This window comes from Kurthia sp. YJT4 (assembly GCF_030219945.1).
GTDB lineage: Bacteria > Bacillota > Bacilli > Bacillales_A > Planococcaceae > Kurthia > Kurthia gibsonii.
Genome location: NZ_CP126689.1, coordinates 2387308 through 2411312 on the forward strand (window position 1 = coordinate 2387308; position 24005 = coordinate 2411312).

General features: G+C 38.7%; 24 protein-coding genes and 1 tRNA gene. 2 read left to right on the forward strand and 23 right to left on the reverse strand.

The genetic code is table 11. From position 1 onward, the window contains the following. Positions 1-32: 32 nt before the first annotated feature. The 4 genes from QN089_RS11850 to QN089_RS11865 form a co-directional block, all read right to left on the reverse strand. Complete coding sequence (locus tag QN089_RS11850; RefSeq protein WP_068451241.1) at positions 33-1217, reverse strand: phosphoglycerate kinase; 1185 nt, start codon at positions 1215-1217, stop codon at positions 33-35. Positions 1218-1345: 128 nt separating this feature from the next. Further along, positions 1346-2350 carry a type I glyceraldehyde-3-phosphate dehydrogenase gene (gene gap / locus QN089_RS11855; protein ID WP_285215381.1) on the reverse strand — a complete coding sequence of 335 codons (1005 nt, stop codon included), beginning with the start codon at positions 2348-2350 and terminating at the stop codon, positions 1346-1348. A 26-nt stretch (positions 2351-2376) separates the two neighbouring features. Next, positions 2377-3408: a sugar-binding transcriptional regulator gene (locus QN089_RS11860; RefSeq protein ID WP_285215382.1), complete on the reverse strand. Its 1032-nt coding sequence runs from the start codon at positions 3406-3408 to the stop codon at positions 2377-2379. Positions 3409-4762: 1354 nt separating this feature from the next. Then, a complete protein-coding gene (locus QN089_RS11865; RefSeq protein WP_285215383.1) occupies positions 4763-6418 on the reverse strand; it encodes a DHA2 family efflux MFS transporter permease subunit in 1656 nt (551 codons plus the stop codon). Positions 6419-6588: 170 nt separating this feature from the next. Here QN089_RS11865 and QN089_RS11870 point away from each other — a divergent pair, with 170 nt between their 5' ends. Then, positions 6589-7491, forward strand: coding sequence for a TetR/AcrR family transcriptional regulator (locus tag QN089_RS11870; RefSeq protein WP_068451230.1), 903 nt, complete (start codon positions 6589-6591; stop codon positions 7489-7491). 31 nt (positions 7492-7522) lie between these two features. Here the strand turns inward: QN089_RS11870 and QN089_RS11875 are convergent, their stop codons facing one another. Together QN089_RS11875 and QN089_RS11880 are read right to left on the reverse strand one after the other, a co-directional pair. Next, positions 7523-8902: a polysaccharide pyruvyl transferase family protein gene (locus tag QN089_RS11875; RefSeq protein ID WP_087679977.1), complete on the reverse strand. Its 1380-nt coding sequence runs from the start codon at positions 8900-8902 to the stop codon at positions 7523-7525. A gap of 231 nt (positions 8903-9133) precedes the next feature. Further along, positions 9134-9205, reverse strand: a tRNA-Arg gene (locus tag QN089_RS11880). Between the two features lie 157 nt (positions 9206-9362). Here QN089_RS11880 and clpP point away from each other — a divergent pair. Continuing rightward, on the forward strand, positions 9363-9953 hold the full coding sequence (gene clpP / locus QN089_RS11885; protein WP_068451225.1) for an ATP-dependent Clp endopeptidase proteolytic subunit ClpP: 591 nt from the start codon (positions 9363-9365) through the stop codon (positions 9951-9953). Positions 9954-10008: 55 nt separating this feature from the next. On the opposite strand, the gene QN089_RS11890 is transcribed toward clpP, so the two are convergent. From QN089_RS11890 to QN089_RS11970, 17 genes are all read right to left on the reverse strand, one after another. Continuing rightward, positions 10009-10332: a hypothetical protein gene (locus QN089_RS11890; RefSeq protein ID WP_082701355.1), complete on the reverse strand. Its 324-nt coding sequence runs from the start codon at positions 10330-10332 to the stop codon at positions 10009-10011. 207 nt (positions 10333-10539) lie between these two features. Further along, complete coding sequence (locus tag QN089_RS11895) at positions 10540-10836, reverse strand: LPXTG cell wall anchor domain-containing protein (protein ID WP_285215384.1); 297 nt, start codon at positions 10834-10836, stop codon at positions 10540-10542. Positions 10837-10940: 104 nt separating this feature from the next. Next, positions 10941-11198 carry an HPr family phosphocarrier protein gene (locus QN089_RS11900; RefSeq protein ID WP_068451217.1) on the reverse strand — a complete coding sequence of 86 codons (258 nt, stop codon included), beginning with the start codon at positions 11196-11198 and terminating at the stop codon, positions 10941-10943. Positions 11199-11262: 64 nt separating this feature from the next. Further along, positions 11263-12210, reverse strand: a complete 948-nt coding sequence (whiA, locus tag QN089_RS11905) for a DNA-binding protein WhiA (RefSeq protein ID WP_087679974.1) — start codon at positions 12208-12210, stop codon at positions 11263-11265. Positions 12211-12230: 20 nt separating this feature from the next. After that, a complete protein-coding gene (locus QN089_RS11910) occupies positions 12231-13190 on the reverse strand; it encodes a gluconeogenesis factor YvcK family protein (RefSeq protein WP_285215385.1) in 960 nt (319 codons plus the stop codon). 4 nt (positions 13191-13194) lie between these two features. Beyond that, the gene (gene rapZ / locus QN089_RS11915) at positions 13195-14076 is read right to left on the reverse strand and encodes an RNase adapter RapZ (protein WP_285215386.1); all 882 of its coding nucleotides are present in this window, start codon (positions 14074-14076) and stop codon (positions 13195-13197) included. A gap of 3 nt (positions 14077-14079) precedes the next feature. Next, a complete protein-coding gene (locus tag QN089_RS11920) occupies positions 14080-14550 on the reverse strand; it encodes an NUDIX hydrolase (protein ID WP_285215387.1) in 471 nt (156 codons plus the stop codon). A gap of 297 nt (positions 14551-14847) precedes the next feature. After that, entirely contained in the window at positions 14848-15789 is a 942-nt protein-coding gene (trxB, locus tag QN089_RS11925; RefSeq protein ID WP_068451204.1) for a thioredoxin-disulfide reductase, read from the reverse strand. Between the two features lie 79 nt (positions 15790-15868). Continuing rightward, a complete protein-coding gene (locus tag QN089_RS11930) occupies positions 15869-17389 on the reverse strand; it encodes a tetratricopeptide repeat protein (protein ID WP_285215388.1) in 1521 nt (506 codons plus the stop codon). A gap of 181 nt (positions 17390-17570) precedes the next feature. Further along, the gene (gene hisIE / locus QN089_RS11935; protein WP_068451197.1) at positions 17571-18185 is read right to left on the reverse strand and encodes a bifunctional phosphoribosyl-AMP cyclohydrolase/phosphoribosyl-ATP diphosphatase HisIE; all 615 of its coding nucleotides are present in this window, start codon (positions 18183-18185) and stop codon (positions 17571-17573) included. Beyond that, entirely contained in the window at positions 18182-18940 is a 759-nt protein-coding gene (hisF, locus tag QN089_RS11940) for an imidazole glycerol phosphate synthase subunit HisF (protein ID WP_285215389.1), read from the reverse strand. Before hisF ends, hisIE begins: the two co-directional genes overlap by 4 nt. Beyond that, positions 18940-19677, reverse strand: a complete 738-nt coding sequence (gene hisA / locus QN089_RS11945; protein ID WP_285215390.1) for a 1-(5-phosphoribosyl)-5-[(5-phosphoribosylamino)methylideneamino]imidazole-4-carboxamide isomerase — start codon at positions 19675-19677, stop codon at positions 18940-18942. Before hisA ends, hisF begins: the two co-directional genes overlap by 1 nt. Next, positions 19674-20306 (reverse strand): imidazole glycerol phosphate synthase subunit HisH, encoded by a 633-nt coding sequence (hisH, locus tag QN089_RS11950; protein ID WP_285215391.1) that lies wholly within the window; start codon positions 20304-20306, stop codon positions 19674-19676. Before hisH ends, hisA begins: the two co-directional genes overlap by 4 nt. After that, the gene (gene hisB, locus QN089_RS11955; protein ID WP_285215392.1) at positions 20303-20896 is read right to left on the reverse strand and encodes an imidazoleglycerol-phosphate dehydratase HisB; all 594 of its coding nucleotides are present in this window, start codon (positions 20894-20896) and stop codon (positions 20303-20305) included. Before hisB ends, hisH begins: the two co-directional genes overlap by 4 nt. Before the next feature lie 6 nt (positions 20897-20902). Continuing rightward, positions 20903-22177 (reverse strand): histidinol dehydrogenase, encoded by a 1275-nt coding sequence (gene hisD / locus QN089_RS11960; protein ID WP_068451183.1) that lies wholly within the window; start codon positions 22175-22177, stop codon positions 20903-20905. Positions 22178-22187: 10 nt separating this feature from the next. Continuing rightward, positions 22188-22814 carry an ATP phosphoribosyltransferase gene (hisG, locus tag QN089_RS11965; protein WP_068451181.1) on the reverse strand — a complete coding sequence of 209 codons (627 nt, stop codon included), beginning with the start codon at positions 22812-22814 and terminating at the stop codon, positions 22188-22190. Next, positions 22807-23976 (reverse strand): ATP phosphoribosyltransferase regulatory subunit, encoded by a 1170-nt coding sequence (locus QN089_RS11970; protein ID WP_068451179.1) that lies wholly within the window; start codon positions 23974-23976, stop codon positions 22807-22809. Before QN089_RS11970 ends, hisG begins: the two co-directional genes overlap by 8 nt. Positions 23977-24005 lie beyond the last annotated feature (29 nt).

The following is a 24005-nucleotide window of genomic DNA, read 5'->3' on the forward strand; positions in this document are numbered from 1 at the left end:
GCTAAAATTCTCGCTATGTCTGTCAAATTTTTTTATCGGTCGTTTAACGCAACGACACCTGGTAATTCCTTACCCTCCATAAATTCAAGTGAAGCACCGCCACCTGTTGAAATATGATCCATTTTATCTGCTACATGGAATTTTTCAACTGCTGCTGCTGAGTCACCGCCACCGATAATTGTGTAACCAGCTGTTTCAGCCATTGCCTCAGCTACACCTTTTGTACCGTCTGCGAATTTTTCCATTTCGAATACACCCATCGGTCCATTCCAAATGATTAATTTTGAATTTTTAATTGTGTCTGCATATAACGCAACTGTTTTTGGTCCAATATCTAAGCCCATCCAGTCTGCTGGAATCGCATCAATGTCGACTACTTTAGAGTCAGCATCTTTTGAAAATTCAGAAGCGACTACCGCATCAACAGGCATTAAGAAATTGACACCTTTATCTTTTGCTTTTTGCATAAATTCTTTTGCTAATTCAATCTTATCTTCTTCCACAAGTGAGTTACCAATTTCGTGACCTTGAGCCTTCACAAATGTATAAGCTAAGCCACCACCGATGATTAAATTATCTACTTTATCAAGTAAATGATCAATTACGCCGATTTTATCTTTTACTTTTGCGCCACCAATAATTGCTGTGAATGGACGTTCTGGATCTGATAATGCTTTACCTAATACATCTAATTCTTTTTGTAGTAAGAAACCTGATACAGCTGGTAAATATTCTGCAATTCCTGCTGTTGAAGCATGTGCACGGTGAGCCGCACCGAATGCATCATTCACATAAATTTCAGCTAATTCAGCAAATTGTTTCGCTAACTCTGCATCATTTTTCTCTTCACCTTTGTGGAATCGTACGTTTTCAAGAAGTACTACATCGCCATCATTCATGTTGTGAACAGCTGTTTTTACTGTTTCACCAACTGATTCGTCTAGTTTGAGTACAGGCTTTCCTAGAAGTTCTGCAAGTCGATTACCTACTGCAGTTAAACGCATATCCTCAACTACTTCACCTTTTGGTCGTCCTAGGTGACTCGCTAAGATTACTTTTGCGCCTTCATCGACTAAATGCTTGATTGTTGGAAGTGCTGCTCGAATACGTGTGTCATCAGTAATTTTACCGTCTTCCATTGGCACATTAAAGTCAACACGGACAAATACGCGTTTCCCTTTCACTTCTACATCATTCATCGTTTTCTTCGGATTCATTTGAAGAAAGCCTCCTTAAAATTTTATATTCGTGTTTTTCATAAAAAAAGGAGAAGTTATTATTCACTTCTCCCCTTTTTCCAAAATACATTATATACAATCTACCACGTAATGGCTAATCTTTTTTATTACAAACCTTGTTTTGCGATATATTCCACTAGATCAACAACACGTGTAGAGTAACCAGCTTCGTTATCGTACCAAGCTAATACTTTTACAAGATTACCTTCTAAAGTCATTGTTGATAATGAATCAACTGTTGAAGAAGAAGTCACACCATTATAGTCGATTGATACAAGAGGTACATCTGAATAATCTAAAATACCGTGTAATTCATTTTCAGATGCTTCTTTTAGTACCGCATTCAATTCTTCTACTGTTGTTTCTTGATTTAATTCTGCTACTAAGTCGACAAGCGATACATTTGGTGTTGGTACGCGGATTGCCATACCATCTAATTTACCTTTTAAGTTCGGTAATACTTTCGCTACCGCACTGGCTGCACCTGTTGTTGTTGGAATCATTGATTGTCCAGCTGCACGTGCACGACGATAGTCAGAGTGTGGTAAGTCTAAGATTTTTTGGTCATTTGTGTATGAGTGAATTGTTGTCATCATACCACGTTTAACACCGAATTTTTCGTCTAATACTTTTGCTACAGGAGCTAAGCAGTTTGTTGTACAAGAAGCATTCGACATAACAAAGTCTTTTTTAGGGTCATAATCAGTATGGTTTACACCCATAACAAATGTTGACATGTTTTTACCAGGTGCAGATACGACTACTCTCTTAGCCCCAGCTTCTAAATGTTTACCTGCTGAATCTTGATCACGGAAAAGCCCTGTTGATTCAACTACGATATCTACACCTAAAGCTTCCCAAGGTAAGTTCACAGGATCTTTTTCTGCATAAACGCGTACTTTTTTACCATCTACCACGATACAGTCATCTTCAGATGTAACTTTATTCGGAAGTGTACCATGTACTGAATCGTATTTTAATAAATGTGCAAGCATCGCTGCATCAGTTAAATCATTTACTGCCACTAATTCAATATCATCACGCTCTAAAGCTGTGCGGAAAACTAAGCGTCCAATACGTCCAAAACCGTTAATTGCTAATTTGATTGTCATAATCTGTTCCTCCTGTAAATACATTATTATTTTTGAATAATTTTAAACATTTGTTGTGCTGCGGCCATATCCGTAATAAAGATTGTCTGCTTCGCTGCATTTTTGAAATAAGATAAAATCGCTTTTGCTTTTTTCGTACCACCCGCTATTGCAAGTATAGTGGGACAATTTTTGACCTGCTCTAATTGCAAACCAACTGTCCTTATTCTCTGTACTGCTTTACCCTTTTCATCGAAATAATAACCAAAAGCTTCACCAACAGCACCCGATTTTTGAAGTGCTTGTCTCTCAGCTTCTGTTGATTTTCGACGACCAGACATTTCATCTGCAGAACCAATTCCATGAATCACAATCGATGTTTTTTCGTAAAGTCCAAGCATCTCTTGTACCATCGGTTCTTCCTTCATCGCATTATAAGCAGCTTCACTTAAATGCTCCGGTAGATAAAGCGTGCGATAATCATTCCCCGAATTCGTTGCAAAGTTCGAAGCGATTGTATTCGCCTGCATTTGTACTTCGACACCCATACCTCCACGTGCAGCAATGAAAGTTAAATCCTTTAAACGATTTGATTTTTGAACAGCGTTTGATACTGCAGCTACCGTACTTCCTCCCGTAACTGCCACAATATCTTGCGGTTTCGCATATTGCTCAAGTTGCGTAACCGCTTCGACACCCATCAACGTCTTAACAGATGGCTCTAAATCAAGGTTTCCATCAACAATAATTACTTTTTTGATGCCAAGTAATTTTTGAAGCTGTGTTTCGAGATCTGAAATCCCTGACCACTCATAAACAAGTGGCTTCAACTTCTCTAATACTTGTACCCCTAATTCCGTAATTGTCATACCTGAACGACTAACATCCATTAATGTTTGTTCTCTGAGTAAATCTGTTTCTTTTCGAACTTCTCGTTCTGGCAATGATAGACTCTCTGCTAAAGAACGACGTCCAATCGGCCCAAGCATCTGAACCATTTGCAAAATACGATAACGAATTTGCAGCGACTCGGCCATTTCAGGCAACATTTTTAATTGTGCCTCCGTGAGTGACAACATAGCTAACTCTCCTATCAGCAGGTCAAAATAAGTCCCATATACTTATTTTTCGTCCCACCTAATGTAAAAAAATATTTCTAAAGATATTATATCAATGTCAGACATCTTTTGCAACAATGGGCACTATTTTATCCCACTTCATATCCTGAACACTATTTAAATAGAAGAAACTCCGATTTTTTTCGAGAGTTAGAATACATTTGAATCTAAAGCGAGTAGCCTATTTCGTCCTTTTATTTGGATGATTTGTCCTTTTCGATGGTGGCGATTCCCTTTCGCGCGACATTCAGTCCCTTTCAACAGCAGGGATTCCCTTTCGCGCGACATTCAGTCCCTTTCAACAGCAGGGATTCCCTTTCGCGCGACATTCAGTCCCTTTCAACAGCAGGGATTCCCTTTCGCGCGACATTCAGTCCCTTTCAAACACGGCGATTCCCTTTCGCGCGACATTCAGTCCCTTTCAACAGCAGGGATTCCCTTTCACGCGATGATTTGTCCCTTTCGGCGAGCCAGATTCCCTTTCGCGCGATGATTTTTCCCTTTCGACGAGTCAGATTCCCTTTCGCACGACATTCAGTCCCTTTCAACAGCAGGGATTCCCTTTCGCGCGATGATTTGTTCCTTTCAACAGCAGGGATTCCCTTTCGCGCGACATTCAGTCCCTTTCAAACACGGCGATTCCCTTTCGCGCAACTATTTGTCCCTTTTGATGAGCCAGATTCCCTTTCGCGCGATGATTTTTCCCTTTCGACGAGTCAGATTCCCTTTCGCGCGACATTCAGTCCCTTTCAAACACGACGATTCCCTTTCGCGCGACATTCAGTCCCTTTCAAACACGGCGATTCCCTTTCGCGCGACATTCAGTCCCTTTCAAACACGACGATTCCCTTTCGCGCGACATTCAGTCCCTTTCAACAGCAGGGATTCCCTTTCGCGCGACATTCAGTCCCTTTCAACAGCAGGGATTCCCTTTCGCGCGACATTCAGTCCCTTTCAACAGCAGGGATTCCCTTTCGCGCGACATTCAGTCCCTTTCAAACACGGCGATTCCCTTTCGCGCGACATTCAGTCCCTTTCAACAGCAGGGATTCCCTTTCACGCGATGATTTGTCCCTTTCGGCGAGCCAGATTCCCTTTCGCGCGATGATTTGTTCCTTTCAACAGCAGGGATTCCCTTTCGCGCGACATTCAGTCCCTTTCAAACACGGCGATTCTCTTTCGCGCGATGATTTTTCCCTTTCGATGAGCCAGATTCCCTTTCGCGCAACTATTTGTCCCTTTCGACGAGCCAGCCCCTTTCAACAGCTGATTCAATCAAAAAAGGAATCGTCCGAATAGACGATTCCTCTACATTTTATGATTCTGTTATTTCTTTTTCTACTTCTTTCATTGCTTTTTTCGATACCTTTTGACCTGGTACTTGGACGCGTTTTAAGAAGAACGCTAGAATTAATGCCGCAATTGTAATGAACATTGCGATTAAGAATGAGAAGTTAATCCCTTCAACCATTGCTTTATCCACAAGTGGTTTCGATAATGATTGACCTAATTCTTTTGCATATTTTAAGATACTTGGATCTTCAGCTAGTTGCTTACCGTAAGCTGCTAATTCTGATTTAGACATTGGCGTACCTGCTTGAGCTGCTTCTGTTGCTTTTTGTGTTACTTGTTCTGAAATACGTTCTTTCACTTTTGCAGCTACTTGACCTTTTACTTCATCTTCAACACCTGAAGCTTCACTCTTTGTACGAGTTGTCATGATTGTGATCATAACTGCTGAACCAATCGCACCTGAAATTTGTTGTAGTGTATTGTTCATCGCTGTACCGTGTGGATTTAATTGCATTGGTAATTGGTTTAAACCGTTTGTCATAATTGGCATCATAACCATCGACATACCAAACATACGCACTGTATAAGCAAGCATTAAATAAGTGTACGTTGTTTCTGTTGTTAATTGTGATAAGAAGTACGTTGAGATTGTCACGATTGTTAAACCGGTAATCGCTAAAATTTTCGGACCAAACTTATCGAATAACTTACCTGTAATTGGCGACATCAAGCCCATGATAACCGCACCAGGTAACATTAATAGACCTGAATCAAGTGGTGTAAAGCCACGAATATTTTGTAAATAAATTGGTGTTAAAATCATACCTGAGAACATCGCCATTGCTACGACGATCGAAATGATTGAAGCTAATGCGAACATTGGGTATTTATAAACACCGAAGTTTAGCATTGGATCTTTCATTTTTAATTGCATGATGACAAAGATAATTAATGCGATTGCACCAATTGTGATTGTACCCCATACATCAACTGCTCCCCAGCCATCTTCACCTGAAGCTGAACTGAAACCGTATAATAGACCACCAAAACCAATTGTTGATAATACAAGTGATGTATAACTTAATTTGACTTTGCGTGTATCCATAATATTACGGAACTTAAAGATTGCGATAATTAAAATTGTGATTGATAACGGTAAAATCATTTCGAATAATACATGCCATGTCCAAGTTTCAACAATCCAACCTGATAATGTTGGGCCGATTGCTGGCGCTGTAATCATAACAAGACCAAAAATCCCCATAACTGCACCACGTTTGGCAATTGGGAATGATACAAGCATGATATTCATTAATAGTGGACCTAATACGGCAGCACCTGCTGCTTGAACCATACGCGCTGTTAATAAGATACTAAATGTTGGTGCGTATGCTGCTAAAGCTGTACCGATTGTGAAAATTGATAATGCTGTAATAAATAACGTTCTGTTTTTAATACGTGTAATAAAGAATGCACTTGCTGGTACTAAAACCCCTGATACCAACATATAACCTGTTGTTAGCCACTGCACCGTTGAAGCATCTACATCGAAGTCCTTCATAATAGAAGGTAATGCTACATTCAATAATGTATTGTTAAGTAATGCTACAAAAGCACCGATGAACATTAATACAATCATTGCATATGGTGGCTTTTTCTGTAACTGTTCCATATCCATTTATTAATCCCTCTTCTGCTTTATATTTCGTGTATAAAAGTTTACTTTCACTATAATATACTCATAGTCCAATTTTGGCAACAAGAAAATTAAGTTTTTGCAAAAATCATTGCTATTAAAGCGTTTTACAGTTAGAATGACAGTATAATATAAAGATTAAAGGTGGACATATGAATAATCGAAAACGCCAAGTTATCTTGGCTTCCCTTAAACTATTTGCTAAAAAAGGCTTCCACAGTACATCGATTCAAGACATCTTAGATGAAGCACATATCTCAAAAGGCACATTTTATAATTACTTTTCGTCCAAAAAAGATTGCTTAGTGGCGATTTTAGAAATTGGACGTTCAGATGCAACACTTCGAAAGGCTGAATTATTAATCGGAAAGAACCTATCCGATAAAAGTGTACTCGCAGCCCAAATTTCGACCATCATGCAAGTGAATCGCGAACGCGACTTACTACCAATCTTTGAATCAATCCTGCATTCAGGCGACCAAGAACTTAAAAAAATCGTCAAAGAATACCATTTAAAAGAGATGGAATGGTTATCAAGAAGGTTAGTAGACGTATATGGTGAACGCATTGTACCGTATCGCTATGATGCCACGATTCTTTTGTTTGGGATGATTCATCAGATGCTTCATATTGGAAGCATGACAGCTGGTGAGGCAATTGATCCTGTTGTGACATCAAAGTATGCATTACGTCAACTAGACTTAATCGTGCCTTCACTAATCGAAAATAACGACTATTATTTGGGACCTGACTTACAAAATTATATTTTCGAGAATACGAAGTATGAAGTACCTACACGCGATGAGATTTTAGATCAGTTAAAAGGATTTAGAAGTTGTTTAGAATCCGATATACCCGAATCTTGCATTGAGTACACGGACTGTCTAATAGAAGAATTCTCGATGGAAAAACCGCGTTACTATATTATTGGAACGATTGCGTATCAATTTTACAATAGCTTCCGCGATTCAAAGCACGCACTTGAAACAATTGAAATCGCCAATGAGATTTGGAAAGTCACACGCGCAAATAAAGGCAGTATCCTTAAAAAATAAGAGGCTTGGGAGCAATTCCCAAACCTCTTTTTTATGAATTCTTTTTTGAAAATAAATTCGCTGTTTTTAAGGCAATCCGAACCGCCTTACGATTCAATGTACCTTCTAAATGTTTTGTGCGTACTTGATGGCTTTTCACCTGACTTTTCAACTTTACAATACGTTCATTTTTTTGTTCTAATACATTACTCATGACCGTCTCAAAGCGCTCTCCCATCTCAGCTGCCGAGCAATGAATAAAGCTTTTTACTGGTGGAAGTAATTGTATTTCTTGTAGCTGTTTATCGAGTGGCGCTTCCACTAAATCAAGGTCTTGTTCATAAATATGTGGAATTCCATTATGGTTTAAGAAATGAATAAAACGATTAAAATTCTCTTCATGTACATGCTCACAACGATGGAAGTCACTCTTTTCAATTAAGTCCATAATCTGTGTTTGCTCTGTTAATTCGTTCCCAGCCACATAATTTAAAGCATGGTAATCTGTTAACTCACGCATACGCCCATCTTTTGGAATAATTAAGCTCGGTGTCCCAGCAATTGTCGCTGTAATGTTCCCATGCAATCGAGCACCAAAACTAAAGTCAGCTTCACCTATAAAATCAATCCATGATTTAGCGTTCAAGAAATAACGCACACGATCTTGGACATACAGTTCATCTGTTGTCTTCCCTTGATAATGTGGCTTCGGCTTTTCAAGATTAGGACCGCCTAAATAAATCATTTTTAATTCTTTATACCACTGCGGAATAAAATAATGATGTTTGAATTCATTTTTACTTCGATCAATAAATTCTAGAACATGGTTTGGAGAAAGTTTAGATGAGTTAATGGTAACAATGGAATTCTCATTAATTTCTGTATCGCGTATACGTAAATGACGCCCATTTGCATACATTGACGGACAACCAATAATGACATGGTCAATCCCCTCTTTAAATCCTAAATGTGTTAGGTAACGTGATGTGAATTCTCCACGTACGCCAATCATAGCTGAACGATTTAATACCGCTTTAACGAAATCGACAACTGCTGGATCATATGAATTCTTTTTTGTGAAGTCTGGCTCGAAGTCAATGCGTACACCAACACCAATGACGTAAACAGGTATTGTCAAACGATTAATTAATTTCGTATAAGATTTTAATGTATTTTCAAAATCTGGTCGGAAGGCATCTGCTAATGGAATGAAATATGCATCATAATTCTCGTTAATATAAGGCGCATCTGCTGGATTTACACGATAGTAGTCGGGTACAAATTCAACATCTTCTGTCATCAATGTGCGATAAATGCTATATGCATAGATTAAGTTTCCTACATTTCCCCCAATTGAATTGTTGGCAATGATTTTAGCAGCATCAAACACATCTGTTGGTAACATACCGCTACGAATTAAATATTTTTTCATCAACCATTAAACTCCCTTCTATGTATCTACTTTAGTATCCTCTTATTTTATATTACCTTTTCCAAAGGTTATTTACCTCTTTTAACCCTTTTTATTCATTAAATGTAATTTAACTGTTATATTTTTCATAATATTGTCACTTGATTTTTGTTTATATATCACTTTAAAGGGAATTTGTACAAAAGAAAAAGCTGTATGTTGTCATGTTTATGACTTCATACAACTTGTATATGCCCCAGGAGGGAATCGAACCCCCAGCCTAAGAACCGGAATCTTATGTTTTATCCATTAAACTACTGAGGCGTATGACTATTATTATACAAATATAAAGTGCAATTGACAACTTGATTTAGACTTTGCAATATTTAACACAATATATTTGACCTTTTTTGACTATGCAATGTACAATAAGAGTACAGCTGATTCTAATCAGTAACTAGATTGAACGGAGGAGAATTAAATGAACTTAATTCCTACAGTAATCGAAACAACAAACCGCGGAGAGCGTGCATACGATATTTATTCTCGTCTTTTAAAAGACCGTATTATCATGCTTGGTAGCGCAATTGATGATAACGTTGCAAACGCAATCGTATCACAATTATTATTCTTAGAAGCAGAAGATCCAGAGAAGGATATCTTCTTATACATCAACTCACCAGGTGGTTCAGTAACAGCTGGTATGGCAATCTACGATACAATGCAATTCATCAAACCAGATGTACAAACAATCTGTATCGGTATGGCTGCTTCAATGGGTTCATTCCTATTAACAGCTGGTGCAAAAGGTAAGCGTTTCGCATTACCAAACGCTGAAATCATGATTCACCAACCATTAGGTGGCGCACAAGGTCAAGCGACTGAAATCGAAATCGCTGCTCGCCACATCTTAAAAACACGTGAAAAACTAAACAAAATCCTTGCAGAGCGTACAGGTCAACCTGTCGAAGTAATTGAAAAAGATACAGATCGTGATAACTTCATGTCTGCTGAAGAAGCATTAAACTACGGTTTAATCGATAAAATCATGACAAACAACGAAACAAAATAATGTATGCAAAAGAGGTGAAGGGTTTAAAACCCCTCACCTCTTTTTTGTTTATAAATTAAGCGTGTACAACATTACGTAATTCATTCAACTCATAAAAAGATACACCTGATTTTGAACCGACATTACCTGCTTTTAACGCTTTTCCGAATAAAATTTTTGGTTGAACTGCTTGTCCATTTAATTGTGCGTTCGCTTTAAATACATCTACATCTTCTGTTGGTAATGGTTGTACATCTGTATAACCTAATTGACCCAGAATATTTTTTACTTGGAAATCGCGTGCAAGTTCAAAGTCGATTAACTCTGAAATTCCTAAGTCTACTATTTGTTCTGGTTGACCTTCTGTTTGTACATGTGCAACGATTGTAATTTCCATCATGAATGCCTCCTAAATTGCTTCATATATACTTATTTTAGCACTGACATTTTATTTATCAAGGTAAACAAAAAGCGGATTGTCGCTTATTTTGAAACAATTCAACATGAAATAGCACACACTTACGAAAAATAAGTTAAATAATGCACACTATTTTTCACCATATAAAAACAGGAATCGCCATCATGACGATTCCTGTCTATTTAAGCTCTACGCACTCTTTTTACGTCCACATGCAAATACAACAAGACTTGCTCCAAGTAATGCAATACCCGCTAATGTGTATAATAAGAAGTCGCTTGAACCTGTTTGTGGTAGTTTACCATCTTTGCCAACTTCCGCTGTTACATGCTCACCTTTTGATACGAAATCGTATTCACCTGGTGGTAAGTCTGCGCTAATGTTACCGTCTTGATCAACTGTTACATCACTCGCCACTAAGTTACCATCTTTATCATATACATCATAATGGTCGCCTGGTTTAACACCTGGTTTTGACGGTTTCAATTAATTTTGTAGAATCCACGAAAGAATAGATACCGAATAATGCATAACATACATCTTTAAAATAAAAAAATACGAGATAACATCGCTGCTACCTCGTATTTTTACTAATCTTCTGATTCAATCATTGCACGTAAACCGGCGATTGCCTCTTGCTCGTCTTTCCCGTCTGCAAACAGTGTAATCTCTGTTCCATGTGCAACAGCTAAACTCATAATCCCCATGATACTCTTCGCATTTACTTTGCGCGTACCTTTTTGTAAGAATACATCCGCATGGTAGCGGTTTGCTTCTTGTACAAAAAGAGCGGCTTGTCTTGCTTGAAGACCAGATTTGAGTTTAACCTCCACCTGCTGCTCTACCATTACTTACTTCCTCCTTATGTTATGGCAATTGCCGTCAAATTTATCTTATTTCTTCTATTATACATCATTTTATGTTCAGCTTCTCACCAGCACGTAAAGAATCTGCAATTTCGTCAATTTTTCTTAGGCGATGATTAATTCCTGATTTAGAAACAGATGTTGTCATCATCTCACCAAGCTCTTTTAATGTCACATCTTGATACGCTACACGCAATCTAGCAATCTCTTGCAACTTCTCTGGTAGCTGCTCAATGCCAATTTGCTTGTCGATGTACTTAATATTTTCAACCTGACGAATCGCTGCACCAATCGTTTTATTCAAGTTCGCTGTTTCACAGTTCACTAAACGATTCACACTATTTCGCATGTCGCGTACAATACGCACATCTTCAAACTTCATCATCGCTTGATGCGCACCTACTAAATTTAAGAAATCAGAAATTTTTTCCGCCTCTTTTAAGTACGTCACGAACCCTTTTTTACGTTCAATCGTTTTTGCATTCAGATCAAAGTAATTCATCAAGTTCATTAAATCCGTACCATGTTCTTCATATAATGAATAGATTTCTAAATGATACGCTGACGTTTCTGGGTTATTCACCGAGCCACCCGCTAGGAACGCACCACGTAAATACGCACGCTTCGATAAATCGGTCTTAATCAAATCTGGTGAGATATGATGATTCATTAAAAAGTTACCTGATAGAATTTCTAAACTCTCAAGTAACTCTCTCGTACCTTCTCGTACACGACAAATGTACACATTATTCTTTTTTAAACGCATCTTTTTACGAACGAGTAGTTCAATTTTGTAGTCGTATAACTGCTTCATAATCGTATACATCCGTCTTGCAATCGCTGCGTTTTCAGTTTGTACATCTAAACTGAATTGACGATTGGTCAGTGATAGTGAACCATTCATACGAATCATTGCGGAAAGTTCCGCTTTTAAATTAATTTCATTCGACTCAATTTGCGTTAATTCTTTTTTCATTTCTGAAGCGAAAGACATCGTCGTCCCTCCTTTCTCAGTTAATAGGTCATTAACCACTCCGCTACATTCGTTGCTTCGTGTCGGACACTTCCTTTTTCACTTAAAGTGGCAATCGCACCTTTTTCAACACGAAGTCCCATTCCTTCTAATAATCGGACATCGAAGCGTACAGGCTCGGCATTTTCTTCTTCATATGCTTTTTGCACTTCTTCTGGTACATCTGCATCATCATTAATTAAGATAGTTTCGATAAAAGGTTCTCCTACATGTGTATGAATCGCACGCACATGATCACTTGCTGTATAGCCCGATGTTTCGCCCCGCTGTGTCATGAGGTTACAAATATACACCTTTTTGGCAGATGAACGAAGTACTGCTTGTCGTATATCTTCTACTAATAGATTCGGAATAATACTCGTATATAAACTCCCTGGACCGATAACGATAACATCTGCTTGCTCAATCGCTTCTACCGCTTCTGGTAGTGCATGGACATGATGTGGCTTTGAAAATACGCGCTTAATCGGTTGACCATATGAAGGGATTTTTGATTCCCCCTCGATGATTTTTCCGTCCTCAAATTCAGCGAATAGTGTTAGACGCTGATTCGCTGCTGGAAGCACACGACCATTAACATTTAGTACACGACTCATCTGTCGAATAGCATGCGAAAAATCACCGGTAATTTCAGTGAGTGCTGTTAGCATTAAATTCCCGAGTGAATGACCATTTAGATGTTCTTTTCCCTGTCCTTTAAAACGATATTGAAACATCTCCTCAACGAGAGGCTCTACTTCTGAAAGTGCGGCAATGACATTTCGAATATCGCCTGGCGGTGGCACATGATAGTCATCGCGTAAACGTCCAGAACTACCACCGTCATCCGCTACCGTCACAATCGCTGTTAAATCCGTATCGAATTTTTTTAGTCCTCTCAATAATGTTGAAAGACCTGTTCCACCACCAATCACGACAATACGTTTTTTCTGTTTTTTCATCGCATTAGCCCTCTTTTTTCGCAAGATCACGATGGAACACAACAGTTGAAGCAATCTTCGCTAATTCATGTCCAAAGTATTCGGCTAATGTAACAGAACGGTGTTGTCCACCTGTACAACCGAATGCGATAACTAATTGTGCTTTACCTTCGTCTTTATAGCGCGGAACCATAAATTCAAAAAGGTCTGTCAGCTTCTCAATTAATGCTTTTGCATCCTGCTGTTTTAATACGTAAGAAGAAACTTCATCATCTAGACCTGTTTTCGGACGTAAATCTTCAATATAGTAAGGGTTTGGTAAAAAACGCACATCAAAAACTAAATCGGCATCGATTGGCATGCCATGTTTAAAACCAAAAGACATCACGTTAATCGAGAATGTATTTTTTGTTTCGTTTGAAAACTGCTCTAGTAATACATTACGCAATTCTTTTGGCTTCATAATCGACGTATTATAAATCTGCTTTGCACGCCCTTTAATATCTGCCAGTAATTCACGCTCTTTTTTAATCCCATCAAGCGGTAATGATTTAGAAGCAAGGGGGTGCGCACGTCTTGTTTCTTTATAACGTCGCACAAGAGTTTCGTTATCTGCATCTAAAAATAGAATGTACGGTTTAATTTCATCTTCACGTTCTATTTCATCTAGTGCATCCATTAAAGTAGAGAAGAAATCACCACCACGTAAATCCATTACGACCACTGTGTGTGTAATTTCTTTATTCGAATCTTGCATGAGACGAATAAAAGTAGGAAGAAGTGCAGGTGGTAAATTATCGATACAATAATAGCCTAAATCTTCAAAAGAGCGCACAGCTACTGATTTACCTGCACCCGACATGCCTGTAATAATGATTAATTCTTTTGATTCATCTGTTTGTGGCATGGTTTATTTCTCCTCTGTTGATTGCTGTATTTTTTCGGCTAATAGTTCGAAATCTTTCGTGTATGTGAATGTACCATACTGCATACCACTTTGTTCTACAGCGAACAATAAATTTGTACGGTCTCCTTCAGCCATTGGTAATGTTTTTAAATCTTCAATTGGATGCCACTCTAAAATACCTTCTCGTGTTTCGGTATAGGGTTCTCCAATTAAATCATTTGCTACAAAAGTATAAAGCATCCACTCGTCAACGAATTCACCGTCTTCTTGAATGACCATTGTATAAATTCCTTTTAAATGTGGTTTGACAGCACGCGTCCCTGTCTCTTCAAAAAACTCTCTAGCCGCTGCTTCGTAAATGGATTCACCACTTTCAATTTTCCCACCGGGTGCCACATACCATCCACGTCTAGGTTTTTTCAAAAGAAGTACTTTATCACCTTTACGCACAATTAAATTTGCAATTCGTTGCATACGCGCCACCTCATCTCTATTTTCATATTCTTAGTATTAAAAAAATCCTATTTTCTATTATACACTGTTCCGGGTGTTTCTTACAAAATTTAAAAATTCACACCCTTTTTATTTACCACGAAAAAGAGGAAACGCTCGCCAGCGCTTCCTCTCATTCTGATTTCATCTACTTGAATAGAATCATCTTCACCAATAGTATTTCAAAAAGGGTTATTACACTTTATACTATACAGTTTGAATGTTTCATTCGGGTTACAGAAAGATTAAGAACAAGTATCATCTGTATCTTATGGTTATTTATGCTAATGTTTCTTTTAATTCTTCAACATAATGTTGCACAGCTTGAGCTGCGATACTACCATCACCTGTAGCAGTTACGATTTGGCGTAAAGTTTTATCACGTACATCACCTGCTGCGTAGATTCCTGGAATTTTAGTTTCCATTTGTTCGTTCGTTGGAATGTAACCAGCTTCGTTTGTAATACCTAATGATTCAAATGGTTTTGTTAGAGGGTTCATACCGATATAAATGAATACACCGTCTGCATCGACAGTTGATTCTGAACCATCAACTGTATTTACTAATGTAACACTACCTACTTTACCGTCTTTTTCATTGATTTCTTTTACAGTATTATTCCAAATAAAATCAATTTTTTCGTTCGCAAATGCGCGATCTTGTAAGATTTTTTGTGCGCGTAATTTATCGCGACGGTGAACAATTGTTACTTTTTCAGCAAAACGAGTTAAGTACATACCTTCCTCAACTGCTGAGTCTCCACCACCAACAACGATTAAGTTTTTGTTTTTAAAGAATGCACCGTCACATACAGCACAGTAACTTACACCACGACCGCCTAATTCATTTTCACCAGGTACACCCATTTTTTTGTATTCTGCACCTGTTGTAATAATGATTGCGCGTGTTTTATATTCTTTAGAACCTGCTTTAATTGTTTTATATTCTTTACCATCGATGACTTCTGAAACGTCACCGTATGCATATTCTGCACCGAATTTTTTTGCGTGTTCAAACATTTTAGTAGAAAGCTCTGGTCCTAAAATCGTATCGAAACCTGGGTAGTTTTCTACTTCTTCTGTATTCGCCATTTGACCACCTGGAATACCACGCTCAAGCATTAATGTAGCTAAGTTTGCGCGTGAAGCATAAACCGCTGCAGTCATACCTGCTGGACCTGCACCAATAATGACAACATCATAAATTTTTTCTTCTGACATATTTAACTCCTCCTACTAAAAAAACTTCTATATACCCTAGTATGGTATAGCATTTTCTATACCTACTCAAGTTATTTGCTCATGGACGAAACATCGGTAAAAACGGAATGAGTTCGTTCACATATTTCGTCAACGTTTGCGGTGAAATATGATATTCTTCCGCAATCAATTTCTTCGTTACTTTCGCACGCGATGATCGATACATATATTCAACTGCTGCAGCTAATGCAACCGTATTTTTAAATGCATAACCTTGATCTAGCGCATTTTCACAGATGATGAACCACATTTGGAATGGGAAGGTATCTTCAATTTGCATCGGCTCTACTCGTTGATACAAAATTTCAGCTACTTCGACCATGTGAAATAAAGGTTTTAAGACTGCTTCATCTTCTAAATCACGCCCTAACACAAAAGCGAGAAATACTTTTTCAATCGCTGTATATTCCTCTACCTTTATAATCGTCGGGTTCGCTAAAATTTCATGTTTATGAGGTGATTTTTCTAATAAAAATAAGCCAAATAAACGTTCCGAGCGTTCATCATGTTGTAATAAACTTTGAATATACTCCACATCACGAAGTAAATCATCTTCTTGTACAATTGCATGTACCCATGGTTCGAAACCTTCTTTTGATGGGTCAACTTCTAATAACTGTGTCCACACTTTACGAGATAGCGCTTCATCTCCTGCAAAATAAGCAGAATGTGATAACCAGAAGTAGAAACTGCCATCACCTGAGAAACCATTCTTATATAAACTTTTCAACCACTTATAAGCTAACTCATACTGTCCAATCAGTGCAAGTGTCGCGCCTAACTTGAAGCGATGTTCGAATTTATACGGATGTAATTTAATAAGTAAACTCTCTAAATAGACGAGTTCTTCATCTTCTTTTGCATAATATGCCATAACCGTTAAGTTACATAACGCATGTAAATTTCCATAATTCCCATGTAATACTTCACGCAACAAGGCACGTGCCTGTTCTTCCTCTCCCTGATAAAAATAAGCGAGTGCTAAATTATTATAGGCAGACCAGAAGAATGGGTTTTCTGCGATAATCTGTTCAAAAATCTCAATCGCTTGTTCGTGATGTCCTTCTTCCATCAGTTGACGCGCTCGCTCTTGTTCATGTATATAGACGCGATTCACATTCGGTTCTTCTGACGGAATCTTCTCAAGTGTGGCATGTGCAAAATCTAAAATATCTTTTGCTTCTGCTGTAAATTCGCCGTCTTCATCAAAATCTAAATATAAATTAGCATAATAAAGTGCATCTTCTAAAAAGCCTAGTCCTGCTGAAGTCTCTGCTAAAAAGATAACTGTCTCAGGATTTCTCGGCTCTAATCGATCTGCTTCTAATAGTAATTCGCGTGCCTTCTCAACATTTCCTTGCTCTAACTCAACAACAGCATACTGCAAATAAATCATCGCATCTGTTGGGCTCAGCTCAATCGCTCTTTGTAAATAGATCGCTGCCTTCCCTAAATCGCCACGTCCCATAACATCTTGTGCTTTTTGATAGTAGAAATCTCCCGATGGCAAGAAATATACGATATTCGGTTTTGGCTTTTGTTTGTCGTTAAATTCTTCCAAGAAATATTCCTCCGAAAAGAAAAGCTTGGGACGAAAGGTTCGCAACAAAAAGGAAAAACCGCGTCAATACGCGATTTTTCGTTTTTCATGCGTCATACACATAAGACCAACCTTAAGCCAATCCCAAGCTTTTGCATAATACCGTATATTATAACATAGTTAAAATAAAGTACACTGTGAATTAATGTTTTTCATGACGATTTTGTAAGACACCTAATACATCATATAAATCTAATTTTTGCTCTTGTAATAAGACGAGTAAGTGATACAACAAGTCGGCTGCTTCCCACTTCAATTCTTCTGCATCACGATTCTTCGCAGCGATGACAACCTCCGTTGCTTCTTCGCCCACTTTTTTACCGATTTTATCGACACCTTGTTCGAATAAATACGTTGTGTACGCATTCGCTGGCATCTCTTGTTCGCGCGTTTGAATGACATTCTTCAATGTTTCTAAAATATCGAGTGAACCAATCGCAAGTGATTTTTCAATCACATCTTCATGGAAGCAAGACGTTGCACCTGTATGACAAGCAGGTCCATTCGGTAATACTTCTACAACGAGCGCATCTTGGTCACAATCCGTACGCATCGCTACGACTTTTTGTGTATGTCCACTTGTCGCTCCTTTATGCCAAAGCTCTTGACGTGAACGCGAGTACAGCCAAGTCTCTTTTGTTTCGAGTGTTTTTTTATACGATTCTTCGTTCATATAGGCTAAAGTTAATACTTCTTTTGTACGTGCATGTTGAATGATGACAGGTACTAAACCATCTGCTCCAAATTGAATTTTCATCGAATCGACACTCCTTTATTTTTCAAATAACTTTTCACTTCTTCTACACTTGTCTCTTTATAGTGGAAGATGGAAGCAGCAAGTGCAGCATCGGCATCCGCATCTTCAAGCACTGTATAAAAATGTTCGGCATTCCCCGCACCGCCACTTGCGATAATCGGTACATTGACTTCTTTTCGTATGGCTTTCATCAAGTCTAAATCGAATCCTTTTTTCTCACCGTCTGAGTCCATCGATGTGATAAGTAATTCACCAGCCCCAAGTGCAACTGCTTGTTTTGCCCATGCAACTGCTTCAACATCAAGTCGGTTACGTCCGCCATGTGTGAATACCATCCACGTATTATCTTGTTCACTCCACTTCGCATCAATTGCTACAACGATACATTGCGAGCCAAAATAGCGCGCACCTTCTTCAATGATTTCTGGATTTTGTAGTGCAGCTGAATTAAGAGATACTTTATCAGCTCCTGCTCGTAGCATACGCTTCATATCTTCTAGCGTTCGAATACCACCGCCTACTGTGAATGGAATGGATAATGTAGCGGCTGTTTGTCGCACGACATCTTCCATCGTCTCTCTTCCTTCGTGTGTTGCAGATATATCTAAAAACACGAGCTCATCTGCACCCTGTTCATTATAAAAAGTAGCGAGTTCTACAGGGTCTCCAGCATCACGTAGCGATACAAATTGAACCCCCTTTACGACACGACCATCTTTCACATCGAGGCATGGAATAATTCGTTTCGTTAGCATTATTCTGCCTCCTTCAGCGCTTCTTCTAATGTGAATTGTCCTGTGTATAAAGCTTTCCCAATAATCACACCAGCAATCGTTGTTGATTTCGCAGCTTCTTTCACTGCTTGAATATCAGCTAAACTACTCATACCACCCGATACAATAATATTTGCACCTGTTGCACGCGCCAATGCTTCATTTGCTTCAATATTTGGCCCTTGAAGTGTTCCATCCGTTGCAATATCCGTAAAAATAAAGTGCTTTGCGCCTTTCCTTGCAAAATATTGTCCAACTTCAATCGCTGTTTGATTCGATGTTTCTAGCCAGCCATGCGTTGCGACCATACCATCTTTTGCGTCCAATCCAATGACAATACGCTCTGCACCGTACTTTTCAATAAAGGAAGCAACAAGTTCAGGTTCACGAATTGCGAGACTTCCAATAATGACACGATCTACACCTTGATCTAAATAAAATGCCACATCTTCTTCTGTTCGGATACCGCCACCAATTTGTACGCACAGAGGTAATTCCTTTGCAACGCGGACAACATCTTTTGCATGTACACGTTCACCATCTTTTGCACCGTCTAAGTCGACCATATGTATGAACGTCGCACCTGCATCTGCAAAACTTTTAGCCATATCAAATGGTGAATCACCGTAAATCGTCTCCTGTGCGTAATCCCCTTTAAATAAACGGACACACTTTCCACCGCGCATATCAATCGCTGGGAAAATTTGAATTGCTGTCATGATTGCGTCTCCCCTTCTACTTGTTGTAACCAATTTTTTAATAGTGTCATACCGCAAGTGCCTGATTTTTCAGGGTGAAATTGCATACCTGTTACATTGCCTTTTTGCACAATTCCAGGAACACGAATTCCTTCATATTCTGCATAGGCAACTAATTGTTCAGGTGCTAAATCTACACCGTAATACGAGTGAACAAAGTAAACATAACGATCTGCTAATTCCTCTGATTCTTGCCAATTAGGTGTGAATGTAAATGTAAGTTTATTCCATCCCATATGCGGAACACGTACTTTTTCATCATCAAAGCGACGAATTGTTCCTTTAAAAATACCTAAACCTTTAAAGAAACCATTTTCTTCACTATCTTCAAATAGTAATTGCATACCTAAACAAATCCCGAGTAGCGGTTTTTGTTGTTCCACTATTTCATAAACAAAGTGATTCAATCCTGTCTTTTCTAAACAACCAATCGCATCTGCAAATGCACCGACACCAGGTAAAATGAACGCATCTGCTTGCTTTAGTTCTTGTATATTTGAAGAAACAATCACTTCATAGCCTAATCTTTTAACTGCTTGCTCCACACTAAACAAGTTCCCCATACCATAATCAATGATTCCTACTTTCATCCAAGTAACCCCTTTGTTGACGGTACGCCTTGTACACGTGGATCAATTTGAACAGCATCATCAATGGCACGCGCAAGTGCTTTGAAAATCGCTTCGATAATGTGGTGTGTATTATGACCATATGGCACAATAACATGCACATTCATACGAGCTTCTAGTGCAAACTTCCATAAAAATTCATGTACGAGTTCTGTATCGAATGTGCCGACTTTTTGAGCTGGTAAAGTGGCGCGAAATTCTAAATGTGGGCGGTCTGAACAATCCACATAGACTTGTGCTAGCGCATCATCCATTGGCACAAAAGCATGTCCATAACGTTTAATACCTTTTTTATCGCCAAGTGCTTGTCGAACCGCTTGCCCCAAAACAATGCCTAAATCTTCTGTTGTGTGGTGGTCATCAATTTCCACATCGCCATTCGCTTCAATTTTCCCGTCATATAAACCATGCTTCATGAATAAATCGAGCATATGGTCCATAAATGGTACACCTGTATTGACCGTTACCTGCCCCGTACCATCTAAGTCGAAATCAATGGCAATTTGTGTTTCATTCGTTTTACGTATAATACTCGCTGTACGTGTTCCCATCACTATTCACTCCTTCTCCCAACCTCTTGATTCAACTGCTCTCGCATGTCCTTCCAAGCCTTCTAAACGTGCAAGACGTGCAATTTTCGGTGCGTTTTGTTCCCATGTTTTTTCTGTATAATAAACAACACTCGTTTTCTTAATAAAATCATCGACATTTAATCCCGAAGCAAATCGCGCTGTACTATTTGTTGGTAGGACGTGATTTGTTCCTGCAAAATAGTCACCTACAGGCTCTGAACTGTAGCGCCCTAAAAAGATAGCACCTGCATGACGAATTTGTTCGCTTACTGCTTCTGCATTTTTCGTTACAATTTCTAAATGTTCGGGTGCTAACTGATTAATTGCTTCTACTGCTTCCGCCATCGAACTTGCTATATAAATACGGCCAAAGCGTTCAACCGATTGACGAGCGATTGATTCTCTTGGTAATGTCTGCAATTGTTTTTCCACTTGTGTTGCAACAGCTTGAGCGAGTTGTTCACTCGTTGTAATTAAGATGGCACATGCAAGGGCATCATGTTCTGCTTGAGATAGTAAATCGGCTGCTACTTCATCAGCATAGGCTGTTTCATCTGCTAAAATAGCGATTTCGCTGGGCCCCGCAATCATGTCAATTGCGACATCACCGAACACTTCCCTTTTTGCAAGTGCTACAAAAATATTTCCTGGACCTGTAATTTTGTCGACGGGTTGAATCGTTTCTGTACCATATGCGAGTGCTGCAATTGCCTGTGCACCGCCCATTTTATAAATTTCTGTAATGCCTAAAATCGAAGCTGCTGCAAGTACTGCATCAGGTAATTTCCCCGTTGCATCACATGGTGTTGCAATGACTACGCGTTCTACACCCGCAACTTGTGCTGGAATCACATTCATCAATACAGAAGAAGGATAGGCTGCTGAACCACCTGGTACATATAGTCCAACCGATGTTAGCGGTAAAATACGCTGCGCTAAATATGAACCATCTTCTAATGGTAGTTTGAATCCATAACGACTTTGTTGTTCGTGATAACGACGAATATTGGTTGCTGCTTCGCGTAAGTCTTGTAAGATGATTTCATCCATCGCCTGAACAGCTGCATCGATTTCTTCCTGTGTAACACGTAGGTTTTCTAAACGAAAACCATCCCATTTTTCTGTATATGCTTTTACCGCTTCATCACCTTGCTGCTTTACATCTTTAATAACTGCACGAACTGTTTGCAGCTGCATCTCATTCCCTGTTTCGAGTTGACGCTTTAAAGAAATATCTGCTGTTAATGTTTGAATCTCCATCTACTCACCCCTATTTCACACATGCTTTTAGACGCTTTACTAAGTCTGTAATACGTTCATTCTTCATACGATAACTTGCAGGGTTTGCAACTAATCGTGATGATACATCCGTAATATATTCATATTCTACAAGTCCATTCTCTTTCAATGTTTGACCTGTTGAGACAATATCGACAATACGATCTGCTAAACCAATCATCGGTGCTAACTCAATCGAACCGTTCAATCCGATAATTTCTACTTGTTCGCCGCGCTCACGATAGTAAGCTGACGCAATATTCGGATATTTTGTCGCAATACGTGGCGCAATCTCATCTAGTACAGTGTTCGGTAAACCAGCTGACGCAATATGACATGTACTAATCTTTAAATCGAGTAATTCATGCACATGGCGTTGTTGTTCAAGTAATGTATCTTTCCCCGCGATTCCAATGTCTGCTACACCATGCTCAACATATGTTGGTACATCCATCGGTTTTGCTAAAATGAAGCGAATATTTTCAGAAGGTACTTCAAACATGAGTTTACGTGATAAATCAATTGTTTCAGGTAAGTCGAAATTCGCTTGAATTAATAGCTCATATGCTTCTTCAAAAATACGTCCTTTTGGCATCGCAATCGTTAATGGTTCATTCATAGCTTGTACCTCCTTGTCCAACACGTACTACTTTTGTAAATTGCTTTTCATATTGTGCTAGATTTTCGATTCCTTCTAAAGATTGCATCGTCGTACGGTAACCTTGTTCGCGCAATTGCTTCGTTTGTTCAAGTGCTTGTGCCAATTGTGTCGATACAAATAGAATAAGGACACTCTCTTTTTCATCTTCTATTTTCGGCATCGCTTCTAATAAATAATCAATTCGCAGTGCGAAACCTACTGCGCTCATATCTGCACCGAAATTTTCAAGCAACCCATTATAGCGTCCACCATTCCCAATTGGATAACCTGTATTCGCCGCAAATACTTCAAACATCATGCCTGTGTAATAATTCATATGGCTTGCGATTGTAAAATCAAATGCCACGTATTCTTGTACGCCAGCGATTTCCAAAATCGAAGCGAGTTGTTCCATATAAATAAGCGCTTCTTTTTCATAAAGATATTTTGAAATTTGTCGCATATTTGTTAAAGATGTCGCTTCTTCGATAAATGATTTTAAAGTGCTAGCCTGTTCAGTCGTTAATACAAAACGATCCACTGCTTCTTCAAAACCAACATAGTTACGATTCACGAGTAGTTGATGTAATTCAGTAAACTGTTCTTCTGTTTGAACATTTTTTCGAATGATCGCTTCTAAAATTCCCGCATGACCAATCGTAATTTTGAATGATTCAATACCTAAACGCTTCATTAAATCAATCGTCGTTAGAATGACTTCTGTATCTGCGTAAATTGAATCATCTCCAATTACTTCAATCCCCATCTGTTCAAACTCTGCTGGTTTTCCGCCTTCTAATTCTTGCGCGCGGAAGACATTTGAAAAATAAGCTAATCGCTGTGGTACTTTTTCTTTTAATAGTTTTGTTGAGGCAATACGTGCAATGGGTGTCGTCATATCTGGACGTAACACGAGTGTGTTCCCTTGTGAGTCGACTAATTTAAACAAGTTCGACTCTAAAATAGCTGAAAAACGACCAACTGTTTCGTAATATTCCAATGTTGGTGTCTTAATAAAGTCAAATCCTCTTAAAGAGAAAAATTCACGTCCGACTTGGCGTATCCATTCTTTCTTTTCAAAAATCCCTGGTAATGTGTCACGCATACCTAATGGCTTTTCGAATGGGCGAATCATAGACATACTTCCACTTCCTATCCGTTACTTTAGTT